The sequence below is a fragment of the Pseudomonas sp. G.S.17 genome (genome assembly GCF_038096165.1).
Taxonomy (GTDB): Bacteria; Pseudomonadota; Gammaproteobacteria; order Pseudomonadales; family Pseudomonadaceae; genus Aquipseudomonas.
Genome location: NZ_CP151076.1, coordinates 474,607 through 490,188 on the forward strand (window position 1 = coordinate 474,607; position 15,582 = coordinate 490,188).

The 15,582-nt window shown below is 59.2% G+C and carries 19 protein-coding genes; 8 read left to right on the forward strand and 11 right to left on the reverse strand.

Annotated elements, in window-relative coordinates:
- The first annotated feature begins 31 nt into the window (after positions 1 to 31).
- Positions 32 to 1,000 (forward strand): alpha/beta hydrolase, encoded by a 969-nt coding sequence (locus AABC73_RS02220; RefSeq protein ID WP_341522273.1) that lies wholly within the window; start codon positions 32 to 34, stop codon positions 998 to 1,000.
- On the opposite strand, the gene AABC73_RS02225 is transcribed toward AABC73_RS02220, so the two are convergent.
- Positions 994 to 1,758, reverse strand: a complete 765-nt coding sequence (locus AABC73_RS02225; protein WP_341522274.1) for a DUF2059 domain-containing protein — start codon at positions 1,756 to 1,758, stop codon at positions 994 to 996. The two genes, AABC73_RS02220 and AABC73_RS02225, sit on opposite strands and share 7 nt — an antisense overlap.
- 149 nt (positions 1,759 to 1,907) lie before the next feature.
- On the opposite strand from AABC73_RS02225, the gene AABC73_RS02230 reads away from it, so the two are divergent.
- From AABC73_RS02230 to trmB, 4 genes are all read left to right on the forward strand, one after another.
- The gene (locus tag AABC73_RS02230) at positions 1,908 to 2,531 is read left to right on the forward strand and encodes a 2OG-Fe(II) oxygenase (RefSeq protein ID WP_341522275.1); all 624 of its coding nucleotides are present in this window, start codon (positions 1,908 to 1,910) and stop codon (positions 2,529 to 2,531) included.
- Between the two features lie 92 nt (positions 2,532 to 2,623).
- A complete protein-coding gene (thiS, locus tag AABC73_RS02235) occupies positions 2,624 to 2,824 on the forward strand; it encodes a sulfur carrier protein ThiS (RefSeq protein ID WP_020291783.1) in 201 nt (66 codons plus the stop codon).
- Between the two features lie 53 nt (positions 2,825 to 2,877).
- A complete protein-coding gene (locus AABC73_RS02240; protein WP_020291784.1) occupies positions 2,878 to 3,672 on the forward strand; it encodes a thiazole synthase in 795 nt (264 codons plus the stop codon).
- A gap of 223 nt (positions 3,673 to 3,895) precedes the next feature.
- Positions 3,896 to 4,543, forward strand: coding sequence for a tRNA (guanosine(46)-N7)-methyltransferase TrmB (trmB, locus tag AABC73_RS02245; RefSeq protein WP_341524162.1), 648 nt, complete (start codon positions 3,896 to 3,898; stop codon positions 4,541 to 4,543).
- A 134-nt stretch (positions 4,544 to 4,677) separates the two neighbouring features.
- Here trmB and AABC73_RS02250 read toward each other — a convergent pair whose 3' ends face one another.
- The 9 genes from AABC73_RS02250 to AABC73_RS02290 form a co-directional block, all read right to left on the reverse strand.
- Positions 4,678 to 5,001 carry a DUF3392 family protein gene (locus AABC73_RS02250; RefSeq protein ID WP_020291786.1) on the reverse strand — a complete coding sequence of 108 codons (324 nt, stop codon included), beginning with the start codon at positions 4,999 to 5,001 and terminating at the stop codon, positions 4,678 to 4,680.
- A gap of 9 nt (positions 5,002 to 5,010) precedes the next feature.
- Positions 5,011 to 6,225, reverse strand: coding sequence for a radical SAM family heme chaperone HemW (hemW, locus tag AABC73_RS02255; RefSeq protein WP_341522276.1), 1,215 nt, complete (start codon positions 6,223 to 6,225; stop codon positions 5,011 to 5,013).
- The gene (gene rdgB, locus AABC73_RS02260) at positions 6,222 to 6,815 is read right to left on the reverse strand and encodes an RdgB/HAM1 family non-canonical purine NTP pyrophosphatase (RefSeq protein WP_341522277.1); all 594 of its coding nucleotides are present in this window, start codon (positions 6,813 to 6,815) and stop codon (positions 6,222 to 6,224) included. The genes hemW and rdgB overlap by 4 nt, the downstream gene beginning before the upstream one ends.
- Positions 6,815 to 7,252: a DUF4426 domain-containing protein gene (locus AABC73_RS02265; RefSeq protein WP_341522278.1), complete on the reverse strand. Its 438-nt coding sequence runs from the start codon at positions 7,250 to 7,252 to the stop codon at positions 6,815 to 6,817. Before AABC73_RS02265 ends, rdgB begins: the two co-directional genes overlap by 1 nt.
- A gap of 25 nt (positions 7,253 to 7,277) precedes the next feature.
- The gene (gene metW, locus AABC73_RS02270) at positions 7,278 to 7,898 is read right to left on the reverse strand and encodes a methionine biosynthesis protein MetW (RefSeq protein ID WP_065831733.1); all 621 of its coding nucleotides are present in this window, start codon (positions 7,896 to 7,898) and stop codon (positions 7,278 to 7,280) included.
- Positions 7,899 to 7,905: 7 nt separating this feature from the next.
- Positions 7,906 to 9,045, reverse strand: coding sequence for a homoserine O-acetyltransferase (locus tag AABC73_RS02275; RefSeq protein ID WP_341522279.1), 1,140 nt, complete (start codon positions 9,043 to 9,045; stop codon positions 7,906 to 7,908).
- A 203-nt stretch (positions 9,046 to 9,248) separates the two neighbouring features.
- Positions 9,249 to 9,839 (reverse strand): YggT family protein, encoded by a 591-nt coding sequence (locus tag AABC73_RS02280; RefSeq protein ID WP_341522280.1) that lies wholly within the window; start codon positions 9,837 to 9,839, stop codon positions 9,249 to 9,251.
- A 28-nt stretch (positions 9,840 to 9,867) separates the two neighbouring features.
- Positions 9,868 to 10,686: a pyrroline-5-carboxylate reductase gene (proC, locus tag AABC73_RS02285; RefSeq protein ID WP_341522281.1), complete on the reverse strand. Its 819-nt coding sequence runs from the start codon at positions 10,684 to 10,686 to the stop codon at positions 9,868 to 9,870.
- 24 nt (positions 10,687 to 10,710) lie between these two features.
- Positions 10,711 to 11,397: a YggS family pyridoxal phosphate-dependent enzyme gene (locus AABC73_RS02290; RefSeq protein WP_341522282.1), complete on the reverse strand. Its 687-nt coding sequence runs from the start codon at positions 11,395 to 11,397 to the stop codon at positions 10,711 to 10,713.
- A gap of 55 nt (positions 11,398 to 11,452) precedes the next feature.
- On the opposite strand from AABC73_RS02290, the gene AABC73_RS02295 reads away from it, so the two are divergent.
- Complete coding sequence (locus AABC73_RS02295) at positions 11,453 to 12,487, forward strand: type IV pilus twitching motility protein PilT (protein ID WP_020291795.1); 1,035 nt, start codon at positions 11,453 to 11,455, stop codon at positions 12,485 to 12,487.
- A gap of 118 nt (positions 12,488 to 12,605) precedes the next feature.
- On the opposite strand, the gene AABC73_RS02300 is transcribed toward AABC73_RS02295, so the two are convergent.
- Positions 12,606 to 13,283 carry a C40 family peptidase gene (locus tag AABC73_RS02300; RefSeq protein WP_341522283.1) on the reverse strand — a complete coding sequence of 226 codons (678 nt, stop codon included), beginning with the start codon at positions 13,281 to 13,283 and terminating at the stop codon, positions 12,606 to 12,608.
- 250 nt (positions 13,284 to 13,533) lie between these two features.
- Between AABC73_RS02300 and AABC73_RS02305 the strand changes: the two genes are divergently transcribed.
- Positions 13,534 to 13,953: a TM2 domain-containing protein gene (locus AABC73_RS02305; RefSeq protein ID WP_341522284.1), complete on the forward strand. Its 420-nt coding sequence runs from the start codon at positions 13,534 to 13,536 to the stop codon at positions 13,951 to 13,953.
- 210 nt (positions 13,954 to 14,163) lie between these two features.
- Positions 14,164 to 15,513, forward strand: coding sequence for a hypothetical protein (locus AABC73_RS02310; RefSeq protein WP_341522285.1), 1,350 nt, complete (start codon positions 14,164 to 14,166; stop codon positions 15,511 to 15,513).
- Positions 15,514 to 15,582 lie beyond the last annotated feature (69 nt).

Here is a 15,582-nt window from a genome sequence, read left to right on the forward strand (position 1 = left end):
ATTTCGCCATGCTTTTTGTTTTGGAATTTTCATGACCGCCGCGTTCGACCCCAATTCCCTGCGTGCCAGCCTGCAACCGTTGAGCGTGATGCAGCCGCTGTCAGTCGAGGGACTCGCCTACCAGCGCTTTTACAGCCTTGCCGAACTGGGCCCGAACGGCCCGACGCGCAGTTGGCTGGGCCGTATGGACGTCGCAGGTTATGAAATCGTCGGTCAGGTCTGGCTTCCCGAGCAGCCGGTGGCGACGCTGTTCCTGCTGCACGGCTTTTATGACCACATGGGCCTGTTTACGCATGTGATCGAGTGGGCGCTGAGCATGAACTTCGCAGTAATCGCCTGCGATCTACCGGGCCACGGTTTGTCCGGCGGCCCGCGCGCCAGCATCAAGGATTTCGCGGAGTATCAACTGGTGTTGCAGCGTTTGTTCGCAGAAGCCTCCACTTTGCAGTTACCCCAGCCCTGGCATTTGTTCGGGCAAAGCACTGGCGGGGCGATTGTGATCGATCACTTGCTCAATCAGGGCGAGAAAAGTCCGGCCCAAGGCCAAGTGATTCTTCTCGCGCCGCTGGTGCGTCCGCGCGCCTGGGGTTGGTCAAAGCTCAGCTATTACCTGCTTAAACCCTTCGTCAAAGGCATCGCCCGGCGCTTCAGCGAAAACTCCAATGCTCCGGCGTTCCTGCCATTTCTGCTGGCTGATCCGCTGCAACCCAATCGATTGCCCACCGCCTGGGTTGGCGCTTTGGCACGCTGGATCAAACGCATCGAATCAGCACCGCGCAGCACCCGCAGCCCGATCATCATCCAGGGCGAAGCGGACATGACCGTTGACTGGAATCACAACCTCGACGTGCTCAACAAAAAATTCGACCACCCGCAAATCCTAATGCTCAGCGAAGCCCGCCATCATCTGGCCAATGAGCTGCCGGAATTGCGGGCGCGGTATTTTGCTTCGATAGAGCAGAAGATGGGTCTGGCGGCTTCAAGCAGTCAGGTTTACTGACCCGGCGCCAGACTCGAAGCGCTTTGCCCGACCGCCAGTCCCGCGCGGATCGCGGCCAGTGCGGCTTGATAATAGGCTTTGCCTTCGGGGGATTCGGCGAAGCTGGAGAATTCTTCCAGTTCCGGGTCGGACAGGTCGCGGTAGACGTACAGCAGCGTGTTGTTCATGTCGGCGGCGATTTGCGCCATCAGGCGTTCGCGCTGGCCATCGAGCATGCTTTGACCCTGGCCCTGCGCGCCACCCATCAAGCCGGGAATCATCTGGCTCAAACTGTCAGCCGCGACACCGGCAATCGCCAGGCTGATTTCGGCGCCTGCTTCCTTGGCGGGCAAAGCCTGCGCCAGATGGCCAATCAACAGTTGGCGGGTGGCGTCGGCTTCGATATGCGGCAGGCCCTGGGCGTTTTTTGCCAGTTGATCGGCGCGGGTTGCGGTCAGCTCGGCGTTGACGATTTTCATGCCCAAGGGCGATTGAAAGAACTGTAGGGCAGGGTTGGGATCGCGCAGGGTCTCGCGCAAGCGCTTCTCGGCACGTTGATCCATGGCCTGCGGGCCGAAGCGCTGATTGCTGTTATTGACCAGCGCCTGATAGACCGCTGGCGGCAGGCTATTGCGATATCGCTGTTGGGCTGCTTTGAGGGCATCGTTGAAATGTGCGCGTTGTTCTGGCCAACCGGCGACCTTGTATAACTGGTCATAGCTGTCTGCCCAAGCGGGCAATGTGCAGAACATCAACAGCAAAACAAACAAACGGCGCATAGGGACTCCTGTCGGCAGGTCGCTATTCTCCGGGTGCTGGCGGGGATTTGTCGAGTTATGACTTCCCTTGGCACGTGAAAATTAATTGAGTTGGCAATCCCTTCATCGCCGGTACTGTTGGATGTGCGGGCATATGGATACTATGCGCGATGCGAATTGCCCCTGATCACCCGTTGCTGCTGCGAATCGTTGACGACCTGGCTGCCCACGGCTGGTCGCAGCAGAATATCTTCCTGCCTGAAACATTGACCCGCGAGCTGGCGGGTGAGTGCCGCAAGCGCGCCGCCGAGGGCGAGCTGGCTCCGGCTGGCGTGGGTCGCGGACCCTTTCAGGAAGTGCGCGAAGGCATTCGTGGCGATCATATCCAGTGGCTCGAAGCCGGGCAGGTCGAGGTCTGCGACCGCTATCTGGAACTGATGGACAGCCTGCGTCTGGCGCTCAATCGCGGGCTGTTTCTCGGCCTTGAAGACTACGAAAGCCATTTCGCGCTGTACCCGCCCGGCGCTTTCTATCGCAAGCATGTCGACCGTTTCCGCGACGATGATCGGCGCATGGTTTCAGCAGTGCTTTATCTGAATCAGGCCTGGTTGCCCGAACATGGCGGCCAGCTGCGCATGTATCTCAAGGATGAGGTGCAATACGACGTGCAGCCAACCGGCGGTTGTCTGGTGGTGTTCCTGTCCGGTGAAATCCCTCACGAAGTCATGCCTTCGACCCGCGAGCGGCTATCGTTGACCGGATGGTTCCGGCGCCGGGGCAACGAGCCGTTCTGACCGGCCCCGAGACGAATGGCGTGGCTTTGCCTTGGTCATACCGGCTGATCGGGCTAGAATGCTCGCCCCTAAAATGATGGCTGCACTCGCGCATGCACATTCAGTTGAACGGCGAACCCCTTGAGCTGCCGGATGGCGAAACCGTCTTGGCACTGCTGACCCGCCTTGACCTTGCCGGGCGTCGTGTCGCAGTCGAGCTGAACCTGGATATCGTGCCGCGCAGCCAGCATGTGTCCACGGTCTTGAGCGACGGCGATCAGGTCGAAGTGGTCCACGCCATCGGCGGCGGCTAGTCCCCGGCACGCAGTGATTTCAATCTGCTAGAAACCTTCCAAGAGGATTTCCCATGAGCAACGTTCGCAGCGACAAGCCGTTCACCCTGGCCGGTCGGACTTTCGAGTCGCGCCTGCTGGTCGGTACCGGCAAATACGTCGATATGGAACAAACCCGTCTGGCTATCGAAGCTTCGGGCGCCGAGATTGTTACGGTCGCGGTGCGCCGGACCAATCTGGGCCAGAATCCGGGCGAGCCGAACCTGCTGGATATCCTGCCGCCGGACCGCTACACCATCCTGCCGAACACCGCTGGCTGCTTCGATGCCATCGAGGCCGTGCGTACCTGTCGCCTGGCCCGTGAGCTGCTCGACGGCAAGAATCTGGTCAAGCTCGAAGTGCTGGCCGACCAGAAGACCCTGTTCCCCAACGTGATCGAAACCCTCAAGGCCGCCGAAGTGCTGGTCAAGGAAGGTTTCGACGTGATGGTCTACACCAGCGATGACCCGATCATTGCCCGGCAACTGGCGGAGATCGGCTGCATCGCGATCATGCCGCTGGCTGGCCTGATTGGCAGCGGCCTGGGGATCTGTAATCCGTACAACCTGCAGATCATCCTTGAAGAAACCAAAGTGCCGGTGCTGGTCGATGCCGGTGTCGGTACCGCATCCGACGCCACCATCGCCATGGAACTGGGCTGCGAAGCGGTGCTGATGAACTCGGCCATCGCCCACGCGCAGGATCCGATCCTGATGGGCGCCGCCATGAAACACGCCGTCATTGCTGGCCGTATGGCCTACCTTGCCGGGCGCATGCCGAAAAAACTCTATGCCAGCGCATCCTCGCCGCTGGATGGGCTGATTCGGTAGGACTCCTATCGTAGGACCGGCTTTAGCCGGGAGGGCGTCATTCTGATCAAGGAATTTCGTCGGATGTACTGGCTCTCTCCCGGTTAAAGCCGGTCCTACGGTCAAATAGATAATGTGTCGTTTGATATAGAGCTCGTTGATGACTGATTCGCACGTTCCACCCGAGTCGCCTGTTGCAGAAGAAGGCGCAGAACGCCAACACCGGCGCATCAAGAGTTTCGTGATGCGCGCCGGGCGCATGACTGAAGGCCAGCAACGTGGCCTGGATCAAGGCCGTCCGCTGTTCGTTCTGTCGCTGACCGATGCGCCGGTGGATTACGATCAGGTGTTTGGCCGCTCTGCGCCGCGCACCCTGGAAATCGGCTTCGGCATGGGCCATTCCTTGCTGGAGATGGCGGCGGCTGCGCCGGATCAGGATTTCATCGGCGTCGAAGTGCACAATCCGGGCGTCGGTGCGTTGCTCAATGGCGTGCTGACTCAAGGCCTGACCAACGTGCGGGTCTACGATTGCGACGCGATCGAAGTGCTCAACCGTTGCATCGCCGACAACAGCCTCGATCGCCTGATGCTGTTTTTCCCCGATCCATGGCACAAGAGCCGTCACCACAAGCGCCGTATCGTGCAGCCTGAATTCGCCGAACTGGTGCGCAGCAAGCTCAAGATCGGCGGGGTGCTGCACATGGCCACCGATTGGGAGCCCTATGCCGAGTTCATGCTGGAAGTGATGAACGTCGCGCCGGGTTATCGCAACCTGGCCGAAGACGGTACATGCGTCCCGCGCCCAACCGAACGCCCGATCACCAAGTTCGAACGCCGCGGCGAACGTCTGGGGCATGGGGTTTGGGATTTGAAGTTTGAGAAGCTGGACTGAGTAATGCCGCCTGACCCGTTTGAACCGTAGGACCGGCTTCAGCCGGGAGGGCGTCATTTCTGACCAATGAGAAGCTGCGACTGTGCTGGCATCTCCCGGCTGAAGCCGGTCCTACGGGACCGGGTATCCTTTCCTCACTTCCTGTCCGCAACAACCCCGATCAACACCAGCACCACCACCAACACTGGCGCCAGGCTGTAGTTGTTGAATTGGCTTAGCCCGCGAATCACCCACGGCGTGGCGTAGATCAGCGCGGCGCCGCTGCCGAGGGTGACCAGCAATGCCATGAGCGGGATGCGCAACGCGCCTGCGAAGCTGCTGATGCGTTGTTCGACCCAGCCCTTGAAGTCCGCGCCAAACAACACCAGCAAACAGCCCACCAGCGCGAGCGCGATTTCCGAAAGGTTGCTGCGGCTCCAGCGGGAGGCAGTGGCGAGCAGGTCGAAGATGAAATCCATGCAGGGTCCTTAGATTAAAAAATATTGCAGCAAGTCGTTGAGAAACAGTTGGCCTTGGGGCGTGGCGACCAATCGTGTCGGATCAGGCAGCAGCAGGCCGCGTTGTTCGGCTTGCTGACGGGCGCTGGCCAGCGAATCGAGGCTTAGACCGGTGCGCTCGCGAAATAACGCAGCGTCCACACCATTTGTCAGGCGCAGGGCATTCATCAGGAATTCGAACGGCAGCTCTTCGACGCTGAGCAGCTTTTCCCCGGCCTTGAAGGGCTTGGCCGGGTTGAGGTAATCCTTGGGCAGTCGGGTTTTCCAGGTACGCACGATACGCCCGTCCGGATGGCTGAGCTTGCCGTGAGCGCCCGCGCCAATGCCGATGAAGTCGCCAAAACTCCAGTAATTGAGGTTATGTCGCGCCGGTCGGCCGGGTTGTGCATAGGCCGAGACTTCGTACTGGGCGTAACCGTTTTCGGCGAGCAGAAGTTGCCCGGCTTCCTGGATGTCCCAAAGGATGTCGTCTTCGGGCAGCACGGGCGGCTGGTTCCAGAACACGGTGTTCGGCTCCAGCGTCAGCTGATACCAGGACAAATGCGTCGGTCCCAGATCGATGGCTTGTTGCAGATCGCCCAAGGCATCGCTTTGCGACTGATCCGGCAAGCCATGCATCAGGTCCATATTGAAGTTATCGAAACCGGCCTGGCGCGCCATGTCAGCGGCACGAATCGCTTCGTCGCCGTTGTGAATCCGCCCCAGCGCCTTGAGCTTGGTTTCCTGAAAACTCTGGATGCCGATGGACAGCCGATTGATGCCCAGCCCGCGATAGGCGCTGAACTTGACCTGCTCGAAGGTGCCCGGATTGGCTTCCAGAGTGATTTCGATGTCGCTGGCGAACCTGATGCGTTGTTCGACGCCCGTGAGCAAACGGCCCAGTGCCTCGGCGCTGAACAGGCTCGGCGTGCCGCCGCCGAAGAAAATCGAGCTCAGCTCCCGACCATGAACATTGGGCAGGTCCAGATCCAGATCGGCCAGCAGCGCGTCGATGTATTCGGCTTCCGGCAACACCGGGCTGGCGGTGTGGGAATTGAAGTCGCAATACGGGCATTTGCGCACGCACCACGGAATGTGGATGTACAGCGACAAAGGCGGCAGTTGCGGCAGCGCTGCTCGCGGGCCGGTCGAGGAAAAACCGGTTTCACCGAGAAACAGCGGTTGTGCGGGTGAGTCGTGGGTCATTTCAAACTCAAGCGCTGGCGCAGAATCGCCATGGCGCGGGCGCGATGGCTGAGCTGATTTTTATCGGCGGGGCTCAGTTCGGCGCTGGAGCAATCGCGCTCCGGCACCCAGAACAACGGATCGTAGCCAAAACCGTGCGCGCCGCTTGCTGCGGTCAGAATGCGCCCGTGCCACAGGCCTTCGCACAGAATCGGCAGCGGATCATCAGCGTGACGGACCAAGGCCAGCACACACACGAACTGCGCGCCGCGCTGGTCTTCGGGCACGTCCTTGAGCACCTCCAGCAACTTGGCGTTGTTCGCCGCGTCGCCCTGGCCGTCGGCATAACGCGCCGAATAAATCCCCGGCGCCCCGCCCAGATAATCCACCGCCAGCCCTGAGTCGTCCGCCAGGGCAGGCATTCCGGAGATGCGCGCAGCGTTACGCGCCTTGAGGATCGCGTTCTCGACAAACGACAGACCGGTTTCTTCCGGCTCGACCTGACTGAACTCGCCAATCGAGCGCAATTGCACGCTGTCGCCGAGCATGGCCTGGAGTTCTTTGAGTTTGCCAGCGTTATGGCTGGCCAATACGAGCTGCGGGAAAGTCATTAGTCGCCTGAATAGATTTCTTGGTTGAAGCTGAACGAGTGTGCGTCCTCGTTGCCGGCCTTCACGTTGACAGTGAAGGTGTAAATCGCTGACGCGTTCGGATCAACAGCGAACTGCGCGATGTAGTAGACCGCGTCCTTGCTCTGTTTGAAAGTGAGCGTTTTTTCCCGACCGGTCAGGTCTTTCACGTTGCCGGTGACATTGGCGGGAGTGGCCTTGCCGCTCTTGAGCACGGCAATAGTCAGGACCCCTTGAGCCTTGCTGCGAATCAGACCTTCGCCTTCGGCGATGGCCGGTTGCAAGACGCTGGAAGCGAACGCATTGTAGTGAACGGTCAGCTCACCGAATTGTTCTTTGCGCTCGGGCTTGGCGTTGTCGGCAGCCATCAGCGGCAATGCCAGGCACAAGGTGCATAAAAAGACGGCTAGGCGGCGCATGATCATTCTCCTGTCATGAAGTGACTCAAATCGCAATCTGGTGCTCTTGCAGGCCCGGACTGCTGACCCGATAGATGCCGATCTCACCTAACAGGTTAGGCCATAGCTTACTGGCCCAGCCGTGTCGATGCAGTTGATCTACCGCAAGCCGATCAATGACCCGCGCGTGGCGACCCCGGCACAGGTCTTCGAAGTCTTCGAAGGTGCAGAAGTGGATATTGGGTGTGTTGTACCAGGTGTAAGGCAGGAAGTCCGACACCGGCATGCGGCCCTTGGTCGCCAGATACCAGCGGCAGCGCCAGTGACCGAAGTTGGGGAAGGTGATGATGCACTGGCGGCCGACGCGGAGCATTTCGTCGAGGATCTTGTCCGGGTAGCTCACCGCTTGCAGCGCCTGGGTCATGACCACGACGTCAAAACTGTTACTGGCGAAGTTGCCCAGGCCCTTGTCCAGATCCTGCTCGATGACATTGACGCCCTTGCCTACGCAGCGGGCGATGTTATCGGCGTCGTTTTCCAGGCCGTAGCCGGTGACTTGCTTGTTGTCCCGCAGCCAGGCCAGCAGTTCGCCGTCGCCGCAACCGAGGTCGAGCACCCGGCTGCCCGCAGGGATCCATTCTTGGATGATTTCCAGGTCAGCTCTCATGGCTTCCTCAAAGTGCAATGCGGTTCATGTAGCTGGAGAAAGCCTGCAAGTAGCGCGGGATCGGGATCAGGAAGGCGTCGTGGCCCTGAGGCGCGTCGATTTCCAGGTAGCAGACGTTCTTCTTCGCCGCCATCAGTGCGTCCACCAGTTCCCGGGAACGGGCCGGGGAAAAGCGCCAGTCGGTGGTGAACGAAATCACGCAGAACTCGGCGGTGACGTTGGCCAGCGTCGCCGCCAGATTGTCATTGAACGCGCTGGCCGGGTCGAAGTAGTCCAGCGCCTTGGTCATCAGCAGGTAAGTGTTGGCGTCGAAACGCCCGGAGAACTCTTCACCCTGATAACGCAGATAGCTTTCGACCTGAAACTCGACGCTGTGAAAGTCGTAGTTGAGCTTCTCGCTCTTGAGCCCACGGCCGAATTTCTCGCCCATGGAATCGTCGGACAGATACGTGATGTGGCCGACCATGCGCGCCAGCATCAGGCCGCGCTTGGGGATCACGCCGAATTCCTGGAAGTCGCCGCCATGGAATTCCGGGTCGGAGAGGATCGCCTGCCGCGCCACTTCGTTGAAGGCGATGTTCTGCGCCGACAGCTTGGGTGCCGAAGCGATAGCCAGACAATGGCGCACGCGATTGGGGTACGTCATGGTCCATTGCAGCGCCTGCATGCCACCCAGACTGCCGCCGACCACTGCGGCCCATTGCTCGATGCCGAGCCGATCAGCCAGACGCGCCTGACTGTGAACCCAGTCCTCGACGGTCAATACCGGAAAGTTCGCGCCAAATGGCTTGCCGGTTTCCGGATCGATACTGCTCGGGCCGGTAGAGCCGTTGCAGCCACCCAGGTTGTTCAGGCTGACCACGAAGAAGCGGTTGGTGTCGATGGGCTTGCCGGGGCCGATGCAACTGTCCCACCAGCCGGGCTTGCGCTCGTCGACGCTATTGAAACCCGCCGCGTGGTGATGGCCGGACAAGGCGTGGCACACCAGCACGGCATTGCTGCACGCGGCATTGAGCTCGCCATAGGTTTCGTAAATCAGGTCGTAGGCAGGCAAGGAACGACCACAGTCCAGGGCCAGAGGCTCGCTGAAATGCGCCAGTTGCGGCGTGACTAGACCGACAGAATCTTCGGGAAAGACCGTGGACATCGACCCTGCTCTCGCTTAAATGAGGCGTAAGTCTAAAGACCGACGGGGGGAGGGGCAACCAAGTAATAATTCGGGCATCGGCGGCTCACCCGCATTCTCCGTAGGACCGGCTTCAGCCGGGAGGGCATTATCTCAGACGATAAATGTACATCGTCTGCATTGACGCCCTCCCGGCTAAAGCCGGTCCTACGCAGTTGTGCAGGTCAGATCAACAAACGCAGCACATCCGGCATCATGCTCATGGCCGCCAGGTTGTTGATGACCAGCATGTCCAGCAGCTTGAGGACCATGAACGCCAGGATCGGCGAAATATCCAGGCCACCCAGATTCGGCAGGATCTTGCGCAGCGGGGCCAGCATCGGCTCGCAGATCTGGTTGACCATTTCCGCGCCAGGGTTGTGGCTGGCCGGGGCGACCCAGGACAGGATCACGCTGATGATCAGGGCGAAGAAGAAAATCTTCAGGAACAGCGCGGTCACGCCAATGATTGCCCAGATCAGCAGATGCAACGGATCACCGGTGGTGCCGTAGGCCAGCAGCAAGGTCAGCGCCATCAGGATCAGCTGGACGATGATCGCCAGCACCAGCGACGACATGTCCAGGCCGAACAGGCTGGGAATGATCCGGCGCAGCGGCTTGAGCAGCGGTTGGGTGGCGCGTACGGCGAACTGGCTCAGCGGGTTGTAGAAGTCTGCCCGCACCAGTTGCAGCACGAAGCGCAGCAAAATGATCAGCAGGTACAAGCTGCCGATGGTTTGCAGGATGTAGATTGCAGCGGTGTTCAGTCCGATCATCGGTTCTGTTCCTCAAAGGCCTGGAAAGTTACTTGCCCAACTGTTCGGCCATCTCTGCCGAGCGCTGTGCGGCGGCAGTGAGTGCGGTTTCGACCAGAGCTTCGAAGCCCCCGGCCTGGAATGATTTGATTGCAGCTTCTGTAGTGCCCGCAGGCGAGGTTACCCGACGACGCAGCTCGGCAGCGTCAACATCGCTGCCAGTGGCCATCAGCGCGGCGCCCAGCGCGGTTTGCAGCGTCAGCTGCGAAGCGACTTCCTGCGGCAGGCCCAGTTTCACGCCCGCTGCCGTCATGGCCTCGATCAACAGAAAGAAATACGCCGGACCGCTGCCCGACACCGCCGTCACTGCATCCAGCTGCTGTTCTTCATCGACCCACAGGGCAATGCCGACTGCCGACAGCAACTGCTCGGCCTGATCGCGCTGCGCCTGGCTCACCAAAGCCGTGGCGTACAAGCCGCTGACACCCTGACGCAACAACGCTGGTGTGTTGGGCATGCAGCGCACGATCGGTTGCTCGCCCAGCCATTGGGCCATGCTCGCGCAAGTGATCCCGGCGGCGATGGACACCACCAATTGATTGGGTTTGAGGCTAGGGCGCAGGGCTTCGCAGACGGCTTTCATCATCTGCGGCTTGACCGCGATCAGCACCACATCCGCGCCTTCGATGGCTTCGGCGTTGTCGGCAACCACCACGATGCCATGCTCAGCGGCGATCTTGCCGCGCTGTTCGGCGCCGGGATCGCTGGCGCGGATCGAGTCGGCTTCCACGCCCTGGGCGCGCAGCCCGCCGATCAGGCTGGCGGCCATGTTACCGGCGCCGATAAAGGCAATACGAGTCTCGCTCATGTCGGGTTCCTTGAGAGGGGAAGGTTATGGCTGGCCGTAATCACGGGCGCCAAAAAGGGCAGTACCGATCCGCACCCAGGTTGCGCCTTGTGCGATGGCGGCCTCCAGGTCGTGGCTCATGCCCATGGAAAGGGTGTCGAGTGGCAGATTCAGCTGTTGCTGCAGCGACTTGACCGCCGCAAAGGCCGCGTTTTGTTCCGCGCTGTCTTCGGTCGGTTCGGGAATCGCCATCAGGCCGCGCAGCTTCAGGCGCGGCAAAGCGCTGATCGCCGCGGCCAGCGTAGGTAAATCAGCGGGCGTGCAGCCGGACTTGCTGGCTTCGCCACTGACATTGACCTGAATGCAGATATTGAGCGGCGGCAAGTCCGCAGGACGTTGCTCAGACAGACGTTGTGCGATTTTCAAGCGATCCACTGAATGCACCCAGGCGAAGTTCTCGGCAATTGCGCGAGTCTTGTTCGACTGAATGGGGCCGATGAAATGCCAACACAAGGGCAGGTCGGCCAATTCGAGCTGTTTGCTCAGGGCTTCCTGCAAATAGTTTTCGCCAAAGTCGCGCAAACCCGCCGCATAGGCTTCGCGCAAGGCGCTGGCCGGCTTGGTCTTGCTCACCGCGAGCAGGCCGATGGCGGCTGGATCGCGTTGGGCGGCAAGGGCGGCTGCGTTAATTCGTGCGCCGAGCGTTGAAATGTTCGCTGCTATCGTGGACATTGATTTGCGCCAGCAGGGCTAAAGTCTGCGGCATTCTATGTGATTGAGGAGCTGTATGGATATTACCGAGCTGCTGGCCTTCAGTGCCAAGCAAGGCGCATCGGACTTGCATCTCTCTGCTGGCCTGCCGCCGATGATCCGGGTCGATGGCGATGTGCGGCGGATCAACCTGCCAGCCCTGAGCGCCAAAGAGGTTCAGGAGCTGATCTACGACATCATGAACGACAAGCAACGGCAGAACTTCGAAGAGCTGCTGGAAACCGACTTTTCCTTCGAAGTGCCGGGCGTTGCACGCTTTCGGGTCAACGCGTTCAACCAGAACCGTGGCGCGGGCGCGGTGTTTCGGACCATTCCTTCGAAGATCCTGAGCATGGAAGATCTCGGGATGGGAGAAGTGTTTCGCAAGATTACCGACGTGCCGCGCGGCCTGGTCCTGGTCACCGGACCGACCGGTTCCGGCAAGTCGACGACCCTGGCAGCGATGGTCGATTACCTGAACTGCAACAAACATCACCACATCCTGACCATCGAAGACCCGATCGAATTCGTTCACGAGTCCAAGAAGTGCCTGGTCAACCAGCGCGAAGTGCACCGCGATACCCTCGGCTTTTCGGAAGCCTTGCGCTCGGCGCTGCGTGAAGACCCGGACGTGATTCTGGTGGGCGAGCTGCGCGACCTGGAAACCATTCGCCTGGCGCTGACGGCGGCGGAAACCGGTCACCTGGTGTTTGGCACGCTGCACACCACGTCCGCAGCGAAGACCATCGACCGGATCGTCGACGTGTTCCCGGCGCAGGAAAAATCCATGATTCGTTCGATGTTGTCCGAGTCGCTGCATGCCGTGGTGTCGCAAACCCTGCTGAAGAAGGTCGGCGGCGGGCGGATTGCTGCGCACGAAATCATGATGGGTACGCCAGCGATCAGGAACCTGATTCGCGAAGACAAGGTCGCACAGATGTACTCAGCGATTCAGACCGGAGGCTCGCTGGGTATGCAGACGCTGGATATGTGCATGAAGGATCTGGTCACCCGCGGCCTGGTTACCCGCGACAGCGCGCGGGAAAAGGCCAAGGTGCCGGATAATTTCTGAGTAGACGGCCCGTTGGAGCGAGGCTTGCCCGCGAATCGGTGTTCAAACCGGGAATAGGGCGATGCATCTCTGTTGTCAGATACGACGCCTTCCCGGATGAATCCGGTCCCACAACCAATCAGCGCTGAACGATGCGCAGCGGCTCTTTCTGCTTAGGCAGGACGCGCTTGGCGACCATGTAGTGGCTGTCCCAATACGGCTTTTTCAGCGTATCGACAGTCACGGCCTTGCCACGGCGCGGGGCGTGGACGAAGCGGTCGTTGCCCAGGTAAATGGCGACGTGGTTGACCTTGCGGCTCTTGATGTTGAAGAACAGCAGGTCGCCCGGCTTCAAATCCTTGCGATCGACTTTCTGCCCGTGGCCTTCGGCCATGGCATTGGATGTGCGCGGCAGATTGACTTCACTGACGCCGTTGAACGCGTATTTGACCAGGCCGCTGCAATCCAGACCTTTGCCAGCGGTGGTGCCGCCCCAACGGTAAGGTGTGCCGACAGCACTGAGCGCGCGGCTGACCACCGAGTTGCTTTGTTTGGCGTTAGGCGCCATCACTGCAACACTGCTGGTCTTCTTCGAGTTCTTGAGGGCGGCTGGACGAATAGCTGCCTTGGTGCTGCGCTCTCTTGGAGAAATGACCGGCGCAGGCTCGGTGCGGTTGGTTGCGAGGGTTGGCGAAGAGTGACTTTTCGCCGTGTAGCCAGAGAAACTCGCAGGTAAGGATTGCTCACGATTGGTGGCATGAGCGGCCAGGGGCAATAATAGGCAGATGGTTAGCCATGACTTGAAAAATGGACGCATTCGGCAGGGCTCTTGTGGGTAAGCGCGCAACTTTATAACAGCTTTTCGTGAATTTCTGACCCCATTTGTCGATTCAATTACGGCCTCATCGTTGCGATTTATGCGACAAACTGTCTCAAAACCCGCTCCAATCCCTTTAGTTACAAGGGTTTGCCCGATCGATAGGAGGTTCCCGCCATACGTCGGATGGACACGAAAAAGTCACAGAATTTACGAATATTTTTTTCTATCAATCCAAATGAGGGCAGCAATGAACACCTATCGGCATGACCAACAACCTCAAGACACTCACAGCAAAATCATGGGCTATTTGCTCTGGATCGTCGGCTTCACCGGGGCGCATCGCTTCTACTATGGCAAGCCGGTCACCGGAACGATCTGGTTCTTCACCCTCGGCCTGCTGGGTATCGGCTGGCTGATCGACGTGTTCCTGATTCCGGCAATGGATCGCGAAGCCGACCTGCGTTTCACTGCCGGTTCGACGGACTACAGCCTCTCCTGGATCTTGCTGACTTTCCTCGGCGTGTTCGGTGTGCATCGCATGTACATGGGCAAGTGGATCACCGGGCTTATCTATTTGTGCACCGGCGGCCTGTTCCTGGTGGGCGTGCTGTATGACTTCTGGACGCTGAACGACCAGATATCGATAAAAAACGCCCAGCGCGGGTGATTGCGGAGTCTTTGACATTCGCCGTCGTTCGGGCGGCGAACCAAGTCCCCTCCTGCATGTGAAACATGGATGGCGATATTAAACATCCAATTGGGTTTGCATCCGCATTTAAATCAGAGTAAACCGAAAATTGTGATTCCCCATGGATGAAATTGCTCTTTGGAAAAGGGCAGGGCATCACATCTCAAACTTTCGAACAAGGATGCTGTTATGGAAAACATTAATACTTCTCCGCGTTATGCGGGACAACTGGACCCGGAATTCACCCAACAGCCGGATATCCCTGGCTGGGTGGATATTTTGCGAGCGCTGGATTGGCCGGCGGGTCGGGATCTGTTCTTTTCTTCAGTTGCGCCGACACCTGATGGTCATCTTTATGCGTGCGGCTATTTCGCCGAAACAGTCAGCCACCCGGTGGAATATTTTATCGCCCGCCTGCAAGGCAATGGTCAAAGAGATAGCGCATTTGGCAGCGATGGAGTGATCAGAGGCACATTCCCGATCAACTTCAAGATGATCATCCCGACCCGGCTGGTGGTGCAGGATGACGGCAAGATTCTTATGCAAGCCCTTGGTTATGCCGGTAGTCCGGAGTTGGCTGATCCGGTTCTGCTGGTGGCGCGGTTCCTCGCGACCGGTGCGGCGGATGTCGAATTCGGTGAGCAGGGGTTGATGCGCAAGGACTTGCCGCCTGGCAAACCCGGTTTCCTCAGGTCCTTCGTCGGCGATCTGCAGCAGTTGCCGGATGGGCGGATTCTTGCCAGCACGACCGGCGTGCGAACGACTGCACAAGGCGCGATGGAAAGCGCGATTGTCTACCGGCTGACCACTCAGGGCGAGCTGGACGGGACGTTCAATGGCAATGGCATCAAGGATTTTGCCCCGCCAGGTGCGTCGTTGCGGGTCAGCGGTTTCGTGGTCCAACCTGATGGCAAGATGGTGCTCGCCGGACAGGTGACCCATGAAGGCAGCGACTCAACCAGCGGCATGTTCGTTCGCCTGGATGAAGCGGGACAGCTGGATGAAACCTTCGGCCCGCTGGGTACGGGATTTTTCGAGTTCTCACTGGAGGATTACCAGCTGCACATCAACTCCATCGCGATGAGTCCAGATGGCTCGCTGGTGGGAGTGGGTGCGGCGTCGGCGGTTATTGCAGATCAAGGTTTGATTGATCAGGGATTTATCATCGGTATTACCGCTGAAGGTTTCTCCGATGTTGGCTTTAATAACGGAACACTGTTGTTGACGCCGATTAATGAGCGTTATTCGGCAGATTGGGTTTCGGCGCAGTTTCAACGTGATGGGAAGTTGTTGGTGGCGGGGCGTTCAATGCGTCTGGTTGCTATTCATGACAGTTATGTATATGTAGCACGGTTTAACAGCGACGGGACGCCGGATATAAACTTCGGTGATTCTGAAACTGGAAGAGTTGAAACACCCGTGGGCGGTTTCAATGATATTCCGCTCGAAATGCGCCAACAGACAGACGGCAGGATACTGGTAGGCGTCAATGCCAACAGTCTCCGCAAGGGAACCTTGTTGCGTTATTTGAATGGTTGATTGGTAATCCGTAACTTGTAGGAGATGGACCCTCGTTAAGGGTGCTGCAATTACCTGTAGGACTGGCTT